Origin of the sequence: Methylophilus sp. Q8 (assembly GCF_000800115.1) — a bacterium.
In the GTDB taxonomy this organism is placed as follows: domain Bacteria; phylum Pseudomonadota; class Gammaproteobacteria; order Burkholderiales; family Methylophilaceae; genus Methylophilus.
On the sequence record NZ_JUHE01000001.1, the window covers coordinates 1,288,272 to 1,303,598 of the forward strand.

At 46.7% G+C, this 15,327-nt stretch carries 16 protein-coding genes; 4 read left to right on the forward strand and 12 right to left on the reverse strand.

All coding sequences use genetic code 11. The features are described from left to right. Window positions 1-173 precede the first annotated feature (173 nt). Window positions 174-1,847: a phosphoethanolamine transferase gene (locus GQ52_RS06275; protein ID WP_081979315.1), complete on the forward strand. Its 1,674-nt coding sequence runs from the start codon at window positions 174-176 to the stop codon at window positions 1,845-1,847. 39 nt (window positions 1,848-1,886) lie between these two features. On the opposite strand, the gene GQ52_RS06280 is transcribed toward GQ52_RS06275, so the two are convergent. The 10 genes from GQ52_RS06280 to GQ52_RS06325 are packed head-to-tail and all read right to left on the reverse strand — an operon-like array spanning window position 1,887 to window position 9,990. Further along, the gene (locus tag GQ52_RS06280) at window positions 1,887-2,300 is read right to left on the reverse strand and encodes a hypothetical protein (RefSeq protein ID WP_047515950.1); all 414 of its coding nucleotides are present in this window, start codon (window positions 2,298-2,300) and stop codon (window positions 1,887-1,889) included. After that, window positions 2,287-3,444 (reverse strand): GNAT family N-acetyltransferase, encoded by a 1,158-nt coding sequence (locus tag GQ52_RS06285; protein ID WP_052179034.1) that lies wholly within the window; start codon window positions 3,442-3,444, stop codon window positions 2,287-2,289. Before GQ52_RS06285 ends, GQ52_RS06280 begins: the two co-directional genes overlap by 14 nt. A 3-nt stretch (window positions 3,445-3,447) precedes the next feature. Next, window positions 3,448-4,680, reverse strand: a complete 1,233-nt coding sequence (locus GQ52_RS06290; RefSeq protein WP_235273007.1) for a beta-ketoacyl synthase — start codon at window positions 4,678-4,680, stop codon at window positions 3,448-3,450. 5 nt (window positions 4,681-4,685) lie between these two features. After that, window positions 4,686-4,931 (reverse strand): phosphopantetheine-binding protein, encoded by a 246-nt coding sequence (locus GQ52_RS06295; protein ID WP_047515954.1) that lies wholly within the window; start codon window positions 4,929-4,931, stop codon window positions 4,686-4,688. 9 nt (window positions 4,932-4,940) lie between these two features. After that, window positions 4,941-5,786: a carboxylesterase gene (locus tag GQ52_RS06300; protein WP_047515955.1), complete on the reverse strand. Its 846-nt coding sequence runs from the start codon at window positions 5,784-5,786 to the stop codon at window positions 4,941-4,943. After that, entirely contained in the window at window positions 5,786-6,163 is a 378-nt protein-coding gene (locus GQ52_RS13745) for an EamA family transporter (RefSeq protein WP_052179036.1), read from the reverse strand. Before GQ52_RS13745 ends, GQ52_RS06300 begins: the two co-directional genes overlap by 1 nt. After that, window positions 6,160-7,032: an arginase family protein gene (locus GQ52_RS06310; RefSeq protein ID WP_047515958.1), complete on the reverse strand. Its 873-nt coding sequence runs from the start codon at window positions 7,030-7,032 to the stop codon at window positions 6,160-6,162. The genes GQ52_RS13745 and GQ52_RS06310 overlap by 4 nt, the downstream gene beginning before the upstream one ends. A 9-nt stretch (window positions 7,033-7,041) precedes the next feature. Next, window positions 7,042-8,415 carry an aspartate aminotransferase family protein gene (locus tag GQ52_RS06315; RefSeq protein WP_047515960.1) on the reverse strand — a complete coding sequence of 458 codons (1,374 nt, stop codon included), beginning with the start codon at window positions 8,413-8,415 and terminating at the stop codon, window positions 7,042-7,044. A 16-nt stretch (window positions 8,416-8,431) separates the two neighbouring features. After that, window positions 8,432-9,100, reverse strand: coding sequence for an MtnX-like HAD-IB family phosphatase (locus GQ52_RS06320; protein WP_047515962.1), 669 nt, complete (start codon window positions 9,098-9,100; stop codon window positions 8,432-8,434). Window positions 9,101-9,114: 14 nt separating this feature from the next. Next, complete coding sequence (locus GQ52_RS06325; RefSeq protein ID WP_047515964.1) at window positions 9,115-9,990, reverse strand: fatty acid desaturase; 876 nt, start codon at window positions 9,988-9,990, stop codon at window positions 9,115-9,117. A gap of 161 nt (window positions 9,991-10,151) precedes the next feature. Between GQ52_RS06325 and GQ52_RS06330 the strand changes: the two genes are divergently transcribed. The 3 genes from GQ52_RS06330 to GQ52_RS06340 are packed head-to-tail and all read left to right on the forward strand — an operon-like array spanning window position 10,152 to window position 13,051. Next, the gene (locus GQ52_RS06330) at window positions 10,152-10,826 is read left to right on the forward strand and encodes a response regulator transcription factor (RefSeq protein WP_047515967.1); all 675 of its coding nucleotides are present in this window, start codon (window positions 10,152-10,154) and stop codon (window positions 10,824-10,826) included. Beyond that, a complete protein-coding gene (locus tag GQ52_RS06335) occupies window positions 10,819-12,228 on the forward strand; it encodes a sensor histidine kinase (RefSeq protein ID WP_052179038.1) in 1,410 nt (469 codons plus the stop codon). Before GQ52_RS06330 ends, GQ52_RS06335 begins: the two co-directional genes overlap by 8 nt. A 4-nt stretch (window positions 12,229-12,232) precedes the next feature. Beyond that, the gene (locus tag GQ52_RS06340; protein WP_152604418.1) at window positions 12,233-13,051 is read left to right on the forward strand and encodes a MipA/OmpV family protein; all 819 of its coding nucleotides are present in this window, start codon (window positions 12,233-12,235) and stop codon (window positions 13,049-13,051) included. A 110-nt stretch (window positions 13,052-13,161) separates the two neighbouring features. On the opposite strand, the gene GQ52_RS06345 is transcribed toward GQ52_RS06340, so the two are convergent. Together GQ52_RS06345 and GQ52_RS06350 are read right to left on the reverse strand one after the other, a co-directional pair. Next, window positions 13,162-13,602 carry a DoxX family protein gene (locus GQ52_RS06345; RefSeq protein WP_019883604.1) on the reverse strand — a complete coding sequence of 147 codons (441 nt, stop codon included), beginning with the start codon at window positions 13,600-13,602 and terminating at the stop codon, window positions 13,162-13,164. A gap of 24 nt (window positions 13,603-13,626) precedes the next feature. Further along, window positions 13,627-15,282: a DUF692 family multinuclear iron-containing protein gene (locus GQ52_RS06350; protein WP_047515972.1), complete on the reverse strand. Its 1,656-nt coding sequence runs from the start codon at window positions 15,280-15,282 to the stop codon at window positions 13,627-13,629. Window positions 15,283-15,327: the final 45 nt, after the last annotated feature.

Sequence of the window (15,327 nt, forward strand, 5' to 3'; positions counted from 1 at the left end):
GAGTTGACAGATGCGACCCATCACCATAATAAGCATATTTAATTGGATACAACTTCGCGGCAATAAATAACAATAAATAGAATTGCATTAAATTACGTTAATTGTCAGAATGCATTTAATAATATTAATGCACTAATTATGTAGACATAGGTTTTAGTGATATCGGGGGGTGTATGTCACCATTAAATCTAATGCGCATATCCCAAAGTAACTTTGGGATATCTAAACAGGTCGCAACCATTCTGCTGGTAACGGTTTTTATTATGCTGACAGGCAATTACCGCCTGTTCAATGGCATTCTGGATATCTACCCGTTCACTATCAGAAATCTGCCTTTTCTAACATCGCTATTTCTGTTCTTCACAGCATTAACCGCGATGTTTTTCTTAGTTGTCAGCCATGGCCGATGGACTCGCTGGGTGCTGGCACTCATGTTAATCATTGCCGCACAGTCTGCATATTACATGGATCATTTAGGGGTCATCATAGACACTGTAATGATTGATAACGTGATGCAAACAGACCAGGGTGAATTGACCGGCCTGGTTACTTCAAGTCTGGTAGTGAGAACTATTTTATTAGGCATTCTTCCTGCGCTATTGGTGATTAAGTTTTGTCCACGACCAGCGAACTTCAACATGGAGTTAGGTTCCAGGTTAAAGGCTATGACGTTCTGCTTATTAGCCATTGTCCTATTAATCATTCCATTTACAGCAGATTACACATGCTTTATTCGAGAGCACAAGATTGTGAGGTTCTACGCAAACCCAACATATGCTGCGTACTCTGCTATTAAATATACAACCCAGCATTCCTTCATCCAGCGCAATCATCAGCCTTTAGTGATGGTGGCTGGGGATACTAAAAGTTTAGGCCTCTCTACCAGTAAAAGAGAGTTGATCATCATGGTCGTAGGCGAGACTACGCGTGCAGATAGGTTCTCTTTAAATGGTTATTCACGCTTAACCAATCCACTGCTGGCTAAAGAAAATATCCTGAGTTTTAGTAACGTCACATCCTGTGGTACATCGACCTCGGTTTCAGTCCCTTGTATGTTTTCTTCATTAGGCCGTAAAGATTACGAAAAAAAGAAGGCGCTTGCACAAGAGAATTTACTCGATGTTCTTAACAAGCATGGCATTGCCGTGCTTTGGCGGGACAACAACTCTGACTCCAAAGGGGTAGCTACGCGTATTCGCTATGAGGATTTTAAATCACCGACCATGAACCCAATTTGCCATGGTGAGTGTCGAGATGTTGGCATGCTGAGCAAGCTGGAGACATATATTGATGCAAACAAAGATAGAGACATGCTGATTGTCCTGCATCAAATGGGTAACCATGGCCCTGAGTACTATCGTCGGTATCCTAAAGAGTTCGAGCGATTTAAACCGGCCTGCCAAACGGGAGAGTTGAGAGATTGTACAAAACAAGAAATCGATAATGCTTATGACAATGCCATTTTGTACACGGATTATTTTTTATCAGAAGTCATCCACTTTCTGAAGAAATATGACCATCAATATGAAACCGCCATGCTATATGTTGCAGACCATGGTGAGTCGCTGGGCGAGCATGGATTTTACTTGCATGCTGCCCCATATATGCTGGCCCCTAAAGAGCAAACCCATGTGCCAGTGATCTTGTGGACAGGTGAGAACTTTGATTACGATTTGAACGACATTAAACCTTACCAGCATGCAGCCTTAACGCATGATGATTTATTCTGCACGGTAATGATTGCTTACGAGCTCGATTCCAATATGTGTAGTGGCAAAAATGTCATGCTGATGAAAAACAAAAATCTTAGAAATTACGCAGTATCTGACGAGATTGTAATCAACTGATGGCCCTGCATCATCGTGTTATGAGTTTGAGTTCTGGCGTCACTCAACTGATGTTGATGTCTCAATTGACGATATAGCGGCCCCAAGCGTAATCAAAAATATGCCTAAAAGTTGATGGTTGCTTAAATAGTCAGAAAATATGAAGACTGAACAGAGTGGTACGGTCGCGTAAGCTGTGCAGGAAATCAAATGTGCTTTTGATAAGTCCGCATGTGAAATCAGCAGCATCCAGCAACAAAAAGCAATCACCAACAGTAACAAACCAGCAGCTAGGGCAGGCTGGTAGAGTAACGCTTCAATAAAGCTAAAAAAACTGGCCCAGCTACTCAGCGAAGCCGGGCCAATGTCTATAGATGCGGCTTTAAACAGAATTTGACTGAACGTATCACAGGCAATCAGCACCAAATACAGGCAGGCCACTTGCCAGGATTTAATGGAGTTAAAGGTTTGCATCGAAGTTTTCATATGCAAGAAATTTTGCCAGGCAAGCCAGTGGTTGATTGAGTAGTCGATTGGTATGTTTGAACAGAATATAGGTATCTTCCAGGCTAGCCCCTAATTTCTTTTTGACTTCATAGGAAGCCTGGCCGCTTTGAAACCTTGTCAGGCCATCTCTGAGGCACATTTCTATGTTGTACATCCAGCTCAGGAAGTAAATGTTATTGTCAGCCGCTAGCGGTTGGTGCATACCAATATATTTGTCCATCAAGGTGTGCTCGTTATGTAGCAGCATATTGAAAGCGATTAATCGCTGGTCACTGTAGTACAAAACAAAGCGTGTATTTTGTGGCATTAAGCCAGCGGTGAATTCAAAAAAAGTACTGGTCAGCTTTTCAAATTTGAGATCACTGCGCTCATACGTTTCCAGATACAAGGCATGAATTTCCTCAATATTGGGCGGCATCCCCTGATATTCTTTGATTTCTATATGCGCGCTTTTCTTGATTTTGCGCCTGAGGTCTTTACGTGTCGCGTAGCTTAAGCTGGCGTAGTAATCCTCAAGGGTGGCAAAATCTATGCGGTTGACTGCCACTGGCATATTTTTAACTGTGCTGTAACCCAACTGGTTCAGCTTTGCGCCATACTTCTGCAAGTCTTTCGCCAATACATCTTTAAAGGCAATGACAGAGGCACCTGATTTCGAGGCAATCTTCTGTAGCTGCTCATTGAGTACCTGTAAGATATCCGGATCATAAGGGTACTCGGGATGCATGGTCATTTTGCATGCATCGGTAATAGGTGAACCCACGCACAAAATCTTTATGCGCATCAAAAAGGGTATTTTTTCGCGGACTTTCTGCAATAACGATTTCAACTTACCTTGTACCGTCGTATCCAGGTGGTAATCTGTAATGAAAAATGGTGCCAAACACACCACCACTTGGTTTTTCTTGATTGCGAGATAGCCGGTTTTAAACCCTTGTACGTTCGCTGAATCAAACGCCAGGTGCAGGCGATAACCTTCCAGGTCATCCTTCATCAGACTTTTCCAGATTTCCTCAGGAAACTTGGCCGCGCTGTAACCCACCTCCACATCAAACAGTGAGGTTTGTTGATGGATATCGGGATCGGATTGAATATATAAAGCCGTTTGCATGATTTAAATTTTCCTTAAAATAAGTACGCCACTCGTGCCGCCGAAGGCAAATGAATTACTCATGACATATTCAAGCGATGTCACTTCTTGTGCCGTATTGGCGACATAATTCAAGTCACACTCGGGATCAGGTGCATCAAGATGCATAGTCGGTGGCAAAGTATTGGTATGCAGGGCAACCAGCGAAGCAACCAGCTCAACGGCAGCGGCGGCGCCCATTAAATGTCCGTGCATGGACTTGGTGGAGCTGACAGGAATACGTATCGCTGACGAACCGAATACCTGTTTGATTGCCCTGGTTTCCGTGATATCGTTGAGTTGCGTGCCAGTACCGTGTGCGTTGATATAACCAATCTGATCTGCACGTAAGTTCGCATCGCGTAACGCATTTTGCATGGACAATGCCTGCCCCTGTACTGAGGGCTGGGTCATATGACTAAAATCATTTGACGAGCCATAGCCTGCAATTTCGGCCAGGATTGTTGCCCCACGCTGCACGGCATGCTCGTAGGTTTCTAGCACGAATGTAGCTGCCCCCTCACCGAGTACTAATCCGCTTCTATTGGCTGAAAATGGTTTGCAAGAAGTAGCGGGGTCTTGTGGATCCTCTTGTGCCAACGTGCGCAATGCTTCCCATGCCTTGATAGTACCGAAGGTCAACAATGCTTCACTGCCACCAGCAATCGCTAGTTCACAGCGGCCAAATGCGATTTGTTTGGCCGCTTCACCAATCGCGACTGCCGCAGAGGAGCACGCTGTAGAAATGGTGATGTTTGGCCCAGCCACGCCATATTTGGTCGCAATCTGCGAAGCCGCGGCACTATTCATGGCCATGAGCACCGTGAAGGGTTTTAAACGATTCATGCCTTCTTTGAATAACCTGGTATAGCCGCCCTCTGTGGCACTGGCTCCTCCCATGCCGGTACCAATAAAGCAACCGATACTGGCGGGATTCACGCTCAGTAAATCCAGGCCGGATTGTTTCACCGCTTGCTCTGTCGCATACAGCGCAAATTGACTGACACGATCCAGCAACGCTAATTCCTGGCGAGTGAAATACTGCTCTCCATTAAACTGGCATTGTGCAGCGATGCGCGTCTCCAATTGTTCACAGAAATCCGCATTGAGGTGATCAATGCCAGAGTTGCCGGACAGCAGATTCCGCTGAAAGGATAAAAGGTCATTACCAAGTGGTGAGACGATGCCTGCGCCGGTGATCACCACTCTTCTTGGCATGCTCATTATGCTGATGCACCTGCAGCTAATAGCTCATCAAGCATTTTCACCACATCATCGACGGTCACAACTTCTTCAGAAGGGTTGGGCACTTTAATGCCATATTGATCTTCGGCTTGAAAAATAATGTCGAAAATATCCAGCGAATCCAGCCCGAGTTCAATCAATTTACTTTGACGAGTAATCGATTGCTGATCGATCTCCAACTTGTTGGCAATCAGCTTGCTCACAACTTCAAATGTATTATTCATATGACTTCCTTAACTGAATTTTTCTTTGATCACTGACAAACAGAATTCCGCACTACGTTTTGCAATATCATCCTTGCGCTTATCCAGCGTCACCACATGGTAGGTATCGCCAATATAAAAAGTGTCAATGCGAGGACTTGAGACTTCTTTTTCCACCACGTAGGCATTTTTGAGGCTGGCCATGTCATCTTCTGTGGAATGCACAATCAACACTGGTGAAGAAACATGCGGAAGACTTTTACGGGCGGCACTAATCAGCTTCACGCTTTGAAAAATCACCGTTGCCGGCGTTTTGAAATAGCCGATTTTTTCAGAAGTGCGCACATCTTTGTTTTCCAGCACAGCCGCTACCATGGCACGTGTACGTTCACACTTAATGCCGTACGGTGAGGTTTCTTCCCATTGCATGAAATAGCGCAGCGGTGAGTACAACACCAGTGGTAGTAAGAAACGCTGTTTAAAAGCAGGGATGTTCCAGCCGTCATAAAAAAAGGTGACAGACAACAGAATCACACCAGCCACTTCTGATGGATATTTTGCGGCGAGTAACAGGGCAATAAGGGCGCCCATGGATAGCCCTGACACGAATACGCTTTTGTAGTGCTTACGCATTTCGAGGAATACTTCTTCAATCGAAGCCAGCCATTGCTGCCAATTGGTCTGGCTTAATTCATTGACGGATGCACAATGACCAGCCAGCACTGGGCAAACGACAGATAACCCTTTACGGGCGATTTGCTTGCCATAATGCTTCATCTCGGCAGGTGTGCCGGTCAATCCATGCACCAGCAACACGGCATGCTCAGAGTGCCCCAGGCAGAAACCATTCTCACCGATCATCTGCTGTAACGTCATTACTCATTGCCTCCCAGCATCAACACACCACACACAATCAGGGCGGCCCCCAGCCAGCGGTTTTTACCTACCTGCTCTTTTAAAAGAAATCTGGATACAATCAAGATCAAGACAATTGTGATGCTGTACATCGGGAAAGCACGGCTAAGCGATGAGGATGACAAGTAGGCAATCCAAATGACGTATTCGACAACGTAGACGGCTAATCCAAGTGGAATTTGCCAATGACTGAAAAATGACCGCACTGTGTGCCAATCAAACCCCACTGCTGGAGTCGTTCTCAGGAGTGCAGACCGATTAGCGCCAAGCTTGAAAAGTGTCGTGCCCAACGTATCTAGTAACACTGCTGCCGCAAATAGACCGTACATACTCATCATGTGGCTTTCCCCATTAATGCCTGAATTAACCGGGCATTTGTCGTCGCATTAATGAGGCTGGCCACTTGCCGTTGTTCATGCGGGTTTTCGCGCCTATCAAAATAAGATGCAATCCACTTCAGAGGGGAGTGGAAGCGCACGGGAGAGAAGTCACCTACCGTATCGGCGCCAACAATCTGTTTACGTGCGCTGAGTGCCTGAATAATCGCTGTGACAGTGCTTAACGGCATACTGCCTTGTTCCCAGTTAGTTCTGGCATCCTCTGTCCGCAGACAATCCTTGTCTACGCTGATATATATGTTGTCCGTCGGGATGTGTGTCAGCACCTCAGCAATACCAGCCAAAAGATCCTGCTGAAGACTACTTCTGAGTTTTGCTGAGAATGCATTTACTTGCACTGGTTGATAAGGTAGCAACACAATTTTTCCTTGCTGATAGCTCTCCATATCGCCTTGCTTGAAGTGATCCCCTTCAATGTCACCACTCTCAAGACCAATAATGACAATACGCTGCACCTGTGGAAGCCTGGCTAGGCTGTATACCCAAGTGCCACAATGGAATTTTTGCGGTGGTTGCATCCAGTCTGGATGGTTATCAAATAACACCACGGTGAGTGGTCCCTGGCACTGGTCTATCAAGGCGAGAGACACGTGGTGGTAGTCTCCTGATCCGATCAAGCTGAATCGCGGCTTGCTTGAAGGCGGGCGTAATGCATGCGCCATTTTTTTAAAAGTGGCGCATGATGCCCACAAGCGTACAGAGTGTTCAAATTGACGCATAGGTTGTAACGATAAATGAATACCATCTGCCTGCAGCAAAGCTTGCTGCAAGGTCAGGCTGCCATCAAAGTCGTATGCCACAATTTCCATGCGTGAATCTTATTCAGCACCGCAACGTTTGAGTAAAGCCTCAAACAGTTGTATGCCAAGGTCAATTTCCTGCTCGGAAATCATCAGTGAAGGTGCCAGCGTAATCACATTCTTCTCGTAGCCACCGATATCCAGTACCAGGCCATGTGGCTTACCATCAATCATCACATCGCCTTTCAGGCCTTCGTTGAACATGCGGTCTGCCAATGCACGGCTGGCGGTAAAACCATCGCTCTTGCATAACTCGATACGCAATGCCAAGCCCAGTCCACTGACATCACCTATACATTTCCAGCGCGATTTGAGCTCATGTAACCGTTTGAGGAAGTAAGCACCGCGCTCACGCACATGCGGCTCAAAATCTGATTCCTGCGTCATTTTCAGGACTTCCAATGCCACTGCCGTGCCTAGCGGGTTAGAGGCGAAGGTAGAGTGGGTTGAGCCTGGTGGAAACTTCTCTGGTGAGATCAATTCTTCGCGTGCCCAAATGCCAGATAGTGGGTTTAAACCATTGGTGATGGCTTTACCAAAGACGAAAATGTCAGGCACGATGCCAAAGTTCTCCCAGGACCATAATTTCCCGGTGCGGTACACACCCATCTGGATCTCATCCGCGACTAGCAGGACATTGCGTTTTTTGAGTGACTCCTGCAGTTTCTGCATATAGCCATCAGGTGGAATGATGTAACCACCGGTGCCCTGCATAGGCTCGATATAAAATGCACCAAACTCACATTGCTTCGATTTCTCATCCCAGAATGACTGGTATTCTGTGTCAAATAGCTTCTCGAATTCCTTATGGCAATAGGTGTCGCAGCTCTCTACCTTCATGTCGTAGGGGCAGCGGAAACAGTAAGGATATGGCACAAAGTGCGCGCGATCAGCAAAGTTGCCAAACCGGCGGCGATAGCGGTAACTGGAGGTGATCGCAGAGGCGCCTAGCGTACGGCCGTGGTAGCCACCCATAAAAGCGAACTGGTGCGTTTTGCCGGTGTGGTTGCGCACCACTTTGAGAGAATCTTCAACCGCCTGAGCGCCGCCAACGTTAAAGTGCACGCGGCCTTTGACGCCGTACTTTTCTTCCATGTAGCGGCAGATGATTTCTGCCAGTTCTACTTTTTCTTTATGCAGGTATTGGCTGGCCAGTTGTGGCAATGTATCGATCTGTTTTCTCAATACATTCGCAATCCGTTCATTCTTGTAACCAAAGTTGACCGCTGAATACCACATCTGCCAGTCCAGGTAACGAATACCCTGTTCGTCATACAAAAAACTGCCATCGCAACTTTCAAATACCTTGGGCGGGTCAGCATAGTTAACAGTATCCCCATGTGAACAATACTTGTTGTTTTTATCAAGAATTTCAATGATTTTGGTGTCCATACTAAAGCGACCTCAGTTATGCGGTTTGATGAGAAAGGTGAACATGACATTCAGGCCAGGTTTTGATCGTGGCCAGGACGTCATCAAAAGTAGAAAAAGGAATGAATGGAATGTGATTGTTGGCGCAATGCGTCACCAGCTTGCCTTTGGCAAACACGACGTCGGCTTTTCCGGCCAGGCAAGCATCAGACTTGCCATCGCCAATCAGTACCACTTTTTCAGTCGGAAATGCCTGCTGCGCTTTCGCGACTGCACACTTGCAGTTGCCATTGCCGCCAGCACAATTCGGCTGACGATTAGGGAAAGTCATTTGGATGCCCTGCGGATCAAATTGCAGATGGTTGGCGAACACCGGCAACTCGGGGAAGCTGGAGTGTTGCATGGAGACCTTAATTGCATGGTCCAAGCCATCACTCGCAATCACCATATGGGCAAACTGTTTGGCAAACGCATGAAAGTTGCGAAAGCTACTGTCCAGCTCAATCGAGCGGAAAAAACTCTCCAGCGCAATGTTGTCAGCCTTGACCAGGGCCAATTGACGGCTCATACACTCAACTGCATCGATTTTTCCTGCCAGCCAGTCCTGCTCATACTGCTGCCAACGGTTATCGGCAAACTTTTCTAGCAAGGCATCAATGGTGTCACTCCTGGAAATCGTGCCATCAAAGTCGACAATAAATAACATTCCACTTTCCCCCGTTATTTCGATTGCATAAAGCCAAGGCCATGCGACCAATCAATCACATGTACACCAGCCGCTTTTTGTTGTTCGGCAATTTGCAGATGCAAAGCCTTCATCTGCGTCCAGTGATGTTTGGGCCTATAGTGGTGCTCGGCGTGGTAGCCGTTGTTAAACCATAACCAGTTATAAAATCGGTTATAGCAACTGACGCCCCAGGCGATGGGTAAATTGGGATTGCCGCGCCAATGTTCGTAATAGCCATTCAAAGAGGAGAGGCTATGGCCAAAGTAGTAAAACGGGGCTAGGAATAGCATGAAGCGCCAGTTCAACCAGCAACCGGTGATGACCAGCGCGATCACAACGATGATTTCAAACACACCAAAATGAGCCAGGAAGGGATTGCGTTTGTGAATCTCCTGGTAGATTTTCTGCGGCTCATCGCGGAAATAGCTTTTGAAGGTATACGCCCATACGCCTTCGGGCTGATGATTGTGTCCATAACGATAGATGGATAACCAGTCTATGGTGTTGCCATTTTCACCCGGCAAATCACTGTTACCAATGTGATGCCTTTTATGCACGGCATCATAAAAAGTTTGTGAGAACAGCAGGGTGATGGATTCCATCAAGCTAAAAGAACGGTTGAATATTTCAGATTTGAAATATGGGTTGTGAATAAAGTTATGGGCGATGCCGTTGATGTTCCAGGAGATGCTAACGGCATATAACAAGCCAAATAAGACGTTCAGTTGCCACGGCAAATGATCAAAACTGACAAAAAAAGTAATCAGGCAAACAAAATGCAAAATGCCAGCGAGTACAGGAACACTGTCCCAGTATGAATAAGCAAAAAACCAGCTTGGCTTGCCTGATTTTTTAACTGCTGCCTGCATGCCAGTCTCCTGAAAATGAACTCAATGGTTTCGATCTGTGCTCATCATGAAGTCAAATTCTTACTAAACACTTACAGTCATTTCTCTGTCATTCCACTGTAAGTAATCTGTAAGTCTGTCTGGTGCAAGCTAGCGGAAGTCTTTAAATTGGGCAGAAATCCGTGCGAATACTGTTGGTAGAGGATGATGTGGTACTGGGTGATGCATTGGTGCAATCTCTTGTCAGTGCAACTTATGCCGTCGACTGGTTTCGCAACGGCAGGGACGGTATTTCAGCTGCACAAATGCAAATTTATGATCTTGTGCTATTGGATCTGGGCCTACCGTTTGTCAACGGTTTTGAATTCATCAAACGCTTACGTAATGGTAAGCAATCAGTTCCGGTCATTGTGCTCACTGCCAATGATGATTCTGAAGATATCGTGCGGGCATTTGATATGGGTGCAGATGATTACCTGATCAAACCCTTCAGGTTGCCAGAGTTAACTGCCCGTATCCGGGCGCAGATTCGCAGAGTCCATACACACTTTTCATCCAAAATCTCGATAGGGGAGTTAGAGCTAGATACCAAGGAGCGTATGGCGTTTGTGAAAGGCGAAAAGCTTGCCCTCTCCCCCAGGGAGTTCTCACTACTGGAAACGATGTCGATTAAACACGGTAAGGTTGTGACCAAAGATGCGCTCATTGAAAGTTTATGCAACTGGGACCATGACATAGGCACGAATGCCATCGAGGTCTATGTGCACCGCTTGCGTAAAAAGCTTGGTGAGTGCGATGTCACTATCTCCAATGTCAGGGGCTTAGGCTACATGCTGGAGCAACTGTCGCATGGCTAACTTGCTTCGCCTGAATAGCCGCTATACATTGCGCCGACAGTTACTTTTATGGGTCATCATTCCCATGTTTGTACTGATTCCGCTGGATACCACGATTCTTTATAAAGTTGGCATCCATTTTGTGAATCAATCGTTTGATGACAGCTTGGAAGATATGGCCAATGATGTGATTGCCATGATTAAAGAGTCAGGGAAGAACCCTGAATCGTTTCGGATGAGTGACGAAACAGAAGGCGTGCTGTTTTCGAATCAATACGATAAAACTTACTATGCTATTTATAACTCAAGTACCGCGTTTCTCAGTGGCAACCTGAAGTTACCACTTAAAGTCAGGCATGCGTCAAAAAGCAAATGTTTTAAACATGCAGAAATCAACCATCAGCGCGTGCGTATGCTGACGTTAAAAAGTACTTATCAGGATAACGCACATCAATCACACCCCTATTTCGTTGTCATTGCAGAAACACTCAACAAACGCAGCAACCTGCATAACCGTATTTTACTTGCGATCATCCTGCCACAACTGATGCTTATGCTGGTTTGTGGAGCAATGCTGTTTTGGGGGGTCACACAAGGGTTGGCGCCATTGAATGAGCTTAATGACGAAATATCCAAGCGCTCAAGTACACAACTTGACCCGGTGATGTTAAAGAACGTCCCCGAGGAAGCCATGGTACTTATTAAGTCCATCAACCTGCTGATGGGAAGATTAAGGAATGCCATCCTGGCGCAAAATCAATTTATTGCAGATGCCGCGCATCAACTCAGAACACCGATTGCCGGTATTCAAGCTCAGGTAGAGCTTGCCTTGAAACAGGAGAGCAGCCAACGCCCTCTGTCCATGATCGGTGACAGCGTGTTTAAGCTTACTCACCTGGTCAATCAGTTACTCAGACTTTCACACAATCAACCGGAAGCCGCCAATCTGATTGAACTCAAACCAGTCGATCTGCTTGCCTTGGCGCAGGACAGTTGTGTGGAAGTCATTCATTTCGCGTTGCGCAAGAATATTGACCTTGGTTTCGAATCGCACGCCTATCACGCCATCCCGGACTTCGAGATTGTCGGAGACAAGTCAAGGCTAAAAGTCATGTTGCTTAACTTGCTGGATAACGCCATTCGATACACTCCGAATGGTGGCAGGGTGACGCTTTTGCTAACCGAGCTGGAAAATACGATTGAGCTTAGGGTTGAAGATAATGGCATAGGTATTCCTGAAGCCGAACGCGATATGGTGTTTGAACGCTTCCATCGGGTCATCGACAACTCTCAGGAAGGTAGTGGTTTAGGCCTGTCTATCGTCAAAGAAGTCATTGCATTGCACGGCGCTAGTATCAATATTGAGTCTGCCGCAAATGCATCGGGAACAGTGATCATTGTTCGTTTGAGAAAGAAAGTTTAAAGCTTTGAGTAGAACACTGTTCGTGCAACAAATGCCATCAACGCCTCAAATGCTGAGCTGGATTGCGCTGTTTTTAATGCCTGCAGTCTCAGATGTGGCTATTGCAGATGAGCAATCTCATGAACCGAATATGGTAGGGGCAGTCGTGCAATATGGGCCCGCCTATTTAGGCTCTGATCGAAGTACTCCAAGTATTATTCCGGTGTTGTCTTTAACAAAAGAGTCACTGTTTCTGCGCACAACGGAGGGCATGCTTGAAACCGGGATCAGCAAGCCAATCAATGACACATTATCTTATGGTGCACAATTGGCTTATGAGGATGGCAGGACCCAAAATGGATTTTCGAATGGGCTGAAGTTTCTTTCAATTAATCCCAGTATGTCTTACGGCGCCTTTCTTCAATATGAAGATAATATCGGCCCTATGCCCGTAGATGTGATTGTGAGATACAGAAAGGACATCGATACTTCACGTGGTTCGCAAATAGACTTTAGAATATTTGCCGGTATTTATGGCGGTGAACACGAGAAACTCAATCTTGGCATTTTTGCGCAGCGCACCTTAGCGGACCAACGCGCAATGGAAACATACTATGGCCTGAAAGATCGCTTCTCACATAGGTTTGGTCATGTAAGCTATCATCCTGACCAAGGCGTGTTGAATTCCGAGGTCGGCTTATGGGGAGCTTATATGCTATGCCCTAAAACATATTTGGTGGGTTATGCCGAGAAGATATTTTTAGGAAATGAAGCGAGCAATAGCCCTATTACCCGAAGTTCCAATATCAATTACATTAGTTTTGGTTTGGCATTCGAATTCTAATTCTAATTATCGCGCTCTCCTTACCATAGCTAATTCCGGTAGTAACCGTTTGCCATTATGTTGGCTAGGCATGGAGGCCAATGGGTGTTAAATACACATAAAACACACGGTCACTTTTTTCGATTCAAACGCTCTAAGAAATAATCGATAGAAACCTTACCTGCACCACCAATGGCAAGCCAGGTAAATACTGCAAAGTAGGTCGCCTCTTCAAAACCCAGCAGGGTTTCCACAGAGTCAATGTCAGCCAGCCGGGCTGAAATAATCGCCACGACCATCACCGTGGCAAGTGCGCCGCCGCAGATTCTGGTCATCAGCCCCAGTATTAAGCCCAATCCGCCCAGGAATTCCCAACCTGCGACAAAGGGCGTCAGCAATTCCGGATAAGGAATGCCCCAGCTTTTGAAGTTTTCTATGATGGCGGGCAGATTCGTGAGTTTACCCCAACCGGTCAGCATAAAGGTGTATCCGACGACGATGCGCGCGATCAATGGGCCCACCCATTCAAAATGCGAGGCAATTGTTTTAGGCCACCAGATCAATATGTTCATAAGAGCGTTCATGTGTTTTCCCCTTTATAGATACTCGTAGTGATGCGATGCCAATAAGCCGTTTCGCATCCATTTTGAAAAATATGCCGTGATCTTGTGTTGCTCGGTTTCATGTACGTCAGAAAGTGTCTCACCGATGGTGGCGCCATCAAATAGTTTGGAGAGTAACCCAAACTCCTGTGCCTCCAGCTCCATACGCCAGACCACGTCCTCATGCCTGAACACGGCCAGGTAAACGGCCTCACTCACTGGCACCACAGGCCTATGGTCATCCATGACGGCCTGGTAATAGGCATTCACCTGCTGATCAAACTGCATCAGGGCCAGCGCTTGCCGAGGATAAAGTGTGAGGTCCAGAAGTGTCTCGGCAGTCAATCCTTGAATATCCGCTTCATGGAGTGCTGCGGTTTCTGTGGGATCAGTCATTTGTGCAACAGCGGTTTCCAGCTGGCACAAGGCATGCGCAAAGGCATCGTTGGGCAAGGTTTTTTGAATAAATGCTGGTAGTTTCAGCGCAAAGCGGCCAATGTTAAAGTGATCCGGCAACACTTCGCCCACAAATGCCCCAATGAGTGCAGAGAATCTTTGTTCGGTCAGGTAATGCATTAATACCGGGTAGTCTTCCGCAACCACATCATACAAGCGGTAGCGGTAAGCATTTGCGTACACCGATAGCTGCTCATGTGGCGCAAATGCATTCTTGGCCCGTATCCACTGATCAGGGACGCTATCAAAGCGGTCGCCAAGCATCACCGCCTGTTGCATATGCGTTTGTGCCTCTGGCAGAGTGACATTTTTCTCAATAAAAATCACGCTGTCAGCTTGTGCAATGTGCGGTAGAGTAAATTCGGTCGCATGTTGGGCAGCTTCCCTGGCTTTGTCCAGTTCCGCATACAACACCGGAAATTCGGGGATATGGTCGTCCCATTCAATCATGGTGTTCGGAACGCGTCCGGCGCGGTTGACCGCATACTTGTACAGGTTCCACACCTCATCAATGACATGGTCATCATGGGTATCCACAATGTAATGCCCTTTATTGCTATGCCCTGAAAGATGCATCTGTATCACCCGGCCCAAAGGCAGCGCATCCAGGTAGTTTTGCGGGTCCAGTCTGTGGTTAAAGCAGGTCACATACACATTATTTATATCCAGCAGCAAGTGGCAATCAGCCTCTTTGGCCATGGCCGCAATAAACTCTGCTTCTGGTATGGTGGAGTGCTTAAACTCCAGATAAGTCGAGGGGTTTTCCAAGGCGACTCTGCGCCCCAGCCGGTCTTGTACCTGTTGAATACGGCGAACAATGTGCTTCAGCGATTCTTCGGTGTAAGGCAGCGGTAGCAAGTCGTGCGTATTCTTGTGCGCGACGCCAGTCCAGCACAGATGATCTGAAATCCAGGCGGGGTTCAGCCAGTCCATCAGTGCTTTCAGCTTTGTAAGATACTCGGAATTCAGCGGATCCACACTGCCAATCGACATGGAAACCCCATGCATCACCACTGGATAAAGTTCCTTGATGCGCGCCAGGTTGCGTTTTGGTTTGCCGTCGGTATCCATAAAGTTTTCGGAAATCACCTCAAACCAGTCAAGCTTGGGCTGATGTTCAAAAATATAAGAATAATGCTGTGGCCTAAGCCCGAGCCCGAAACCGAGCGAAAATGATGAATTAACTAAGCACATTTAAGAAAAGGCCTCCGCAAGAAAGCAGGGTAACTCTCCCTGCTT

Coding starts and splice junctions, on each gene's coding strand:
- GQ52_RS06290 (WP_235273007.1), bottom strand. CDS start 4,680: ATGCCAAGAAGAGTGGTGATCACCGGCGCAGGCATCGTCTCACCACTT.
- GQ52_RS06295 (WP_047515954.1), bottom strand. CDS start 4,931: ATGAATAATACATTTGAAGTTGTGAGCAAGCTGATTGCCAACAAGTTG.
- GQ52_RS13745 (WP_052179036.1), bottom strand. CDS start 6,163: ATGATGAGTATGTACGGTCTATTTGCGGCAGCAGTGTTACTAGATACG.
- GQ52_RS06345 (WP_019883604.1), bottom strand. CDS start 13,602: ATGAACATATTGATCTGGTGGCCTAAAACAATTGCCTCGCATTTTGAA.
- GQ52_RS06335 (WP_052179038.1), top strand. CDS start 10,819: ATGGCTAACTTGCTTCGCCTGAATAGCCGCTATACATTGCGCCGACAG.
- GQ52_RS06315 (WP_047515960.1), bottom strand. CDS start 8,415: ATGGACACCAAAATCATTGAAATTCTTGATAAAAACAACAAGTATTGT.
- GQ52_RS06325 (WP_047515964.1), bottom strand. CDS start 9,990: ATGCAGGCAGCAGTTAAAAAATCAGGCAAGCCAAGCTGGTTTTTTGCT.
- GQ52_RS06350 (WP_047515972.1), bottom strand. CDS start 15,282: ATGTGCTTAGTTAATTCATCATTTTCGCTCGGTTTCGGGCTCGGGCTT.
- GQ52_RS06320 (WP_047515962.1), bottom strand. CDS start 9,100: ATGTTATTTATTGTCGACTTTGATGGCACGATTTCCAGGAGTGACACC.
- GQ52_RS06300 (WP_047515955.1), bottom strand. CDS start 5,786: ATGACGTTACAGCAGATGATCGGTGAGAATGGTTTCTGCCTGGGGCAC.
- GQ52_RS06275 (WP_081979315.1), top strand. CDS start 174: ATGTCACCATTAAATCTAATGCGCATATCCCAAAGTAACTTTGGGATA.
- GQ52_RS06280 (WP_047515950.1), bottom strand. CDS start 2,300: ATGCAAACCTTTAACTCCATTAAATCCTGGCAAGTGGCCTGCCTGTAT.
- GQ52_RS06310 (WP_047515958.1), bottom strand. CDS start 7,032: ATGGAAATTGTGGCATACGACTTTGATGGCAGCCTGACCTTGCAGCAA.
- GQ52_RS06285 (WP_052179034.1), bottom strand. CDS start 3,444: ATGCAAACGGCTTTATATATTCAATCCGATCCCGATATCCATCAACAA.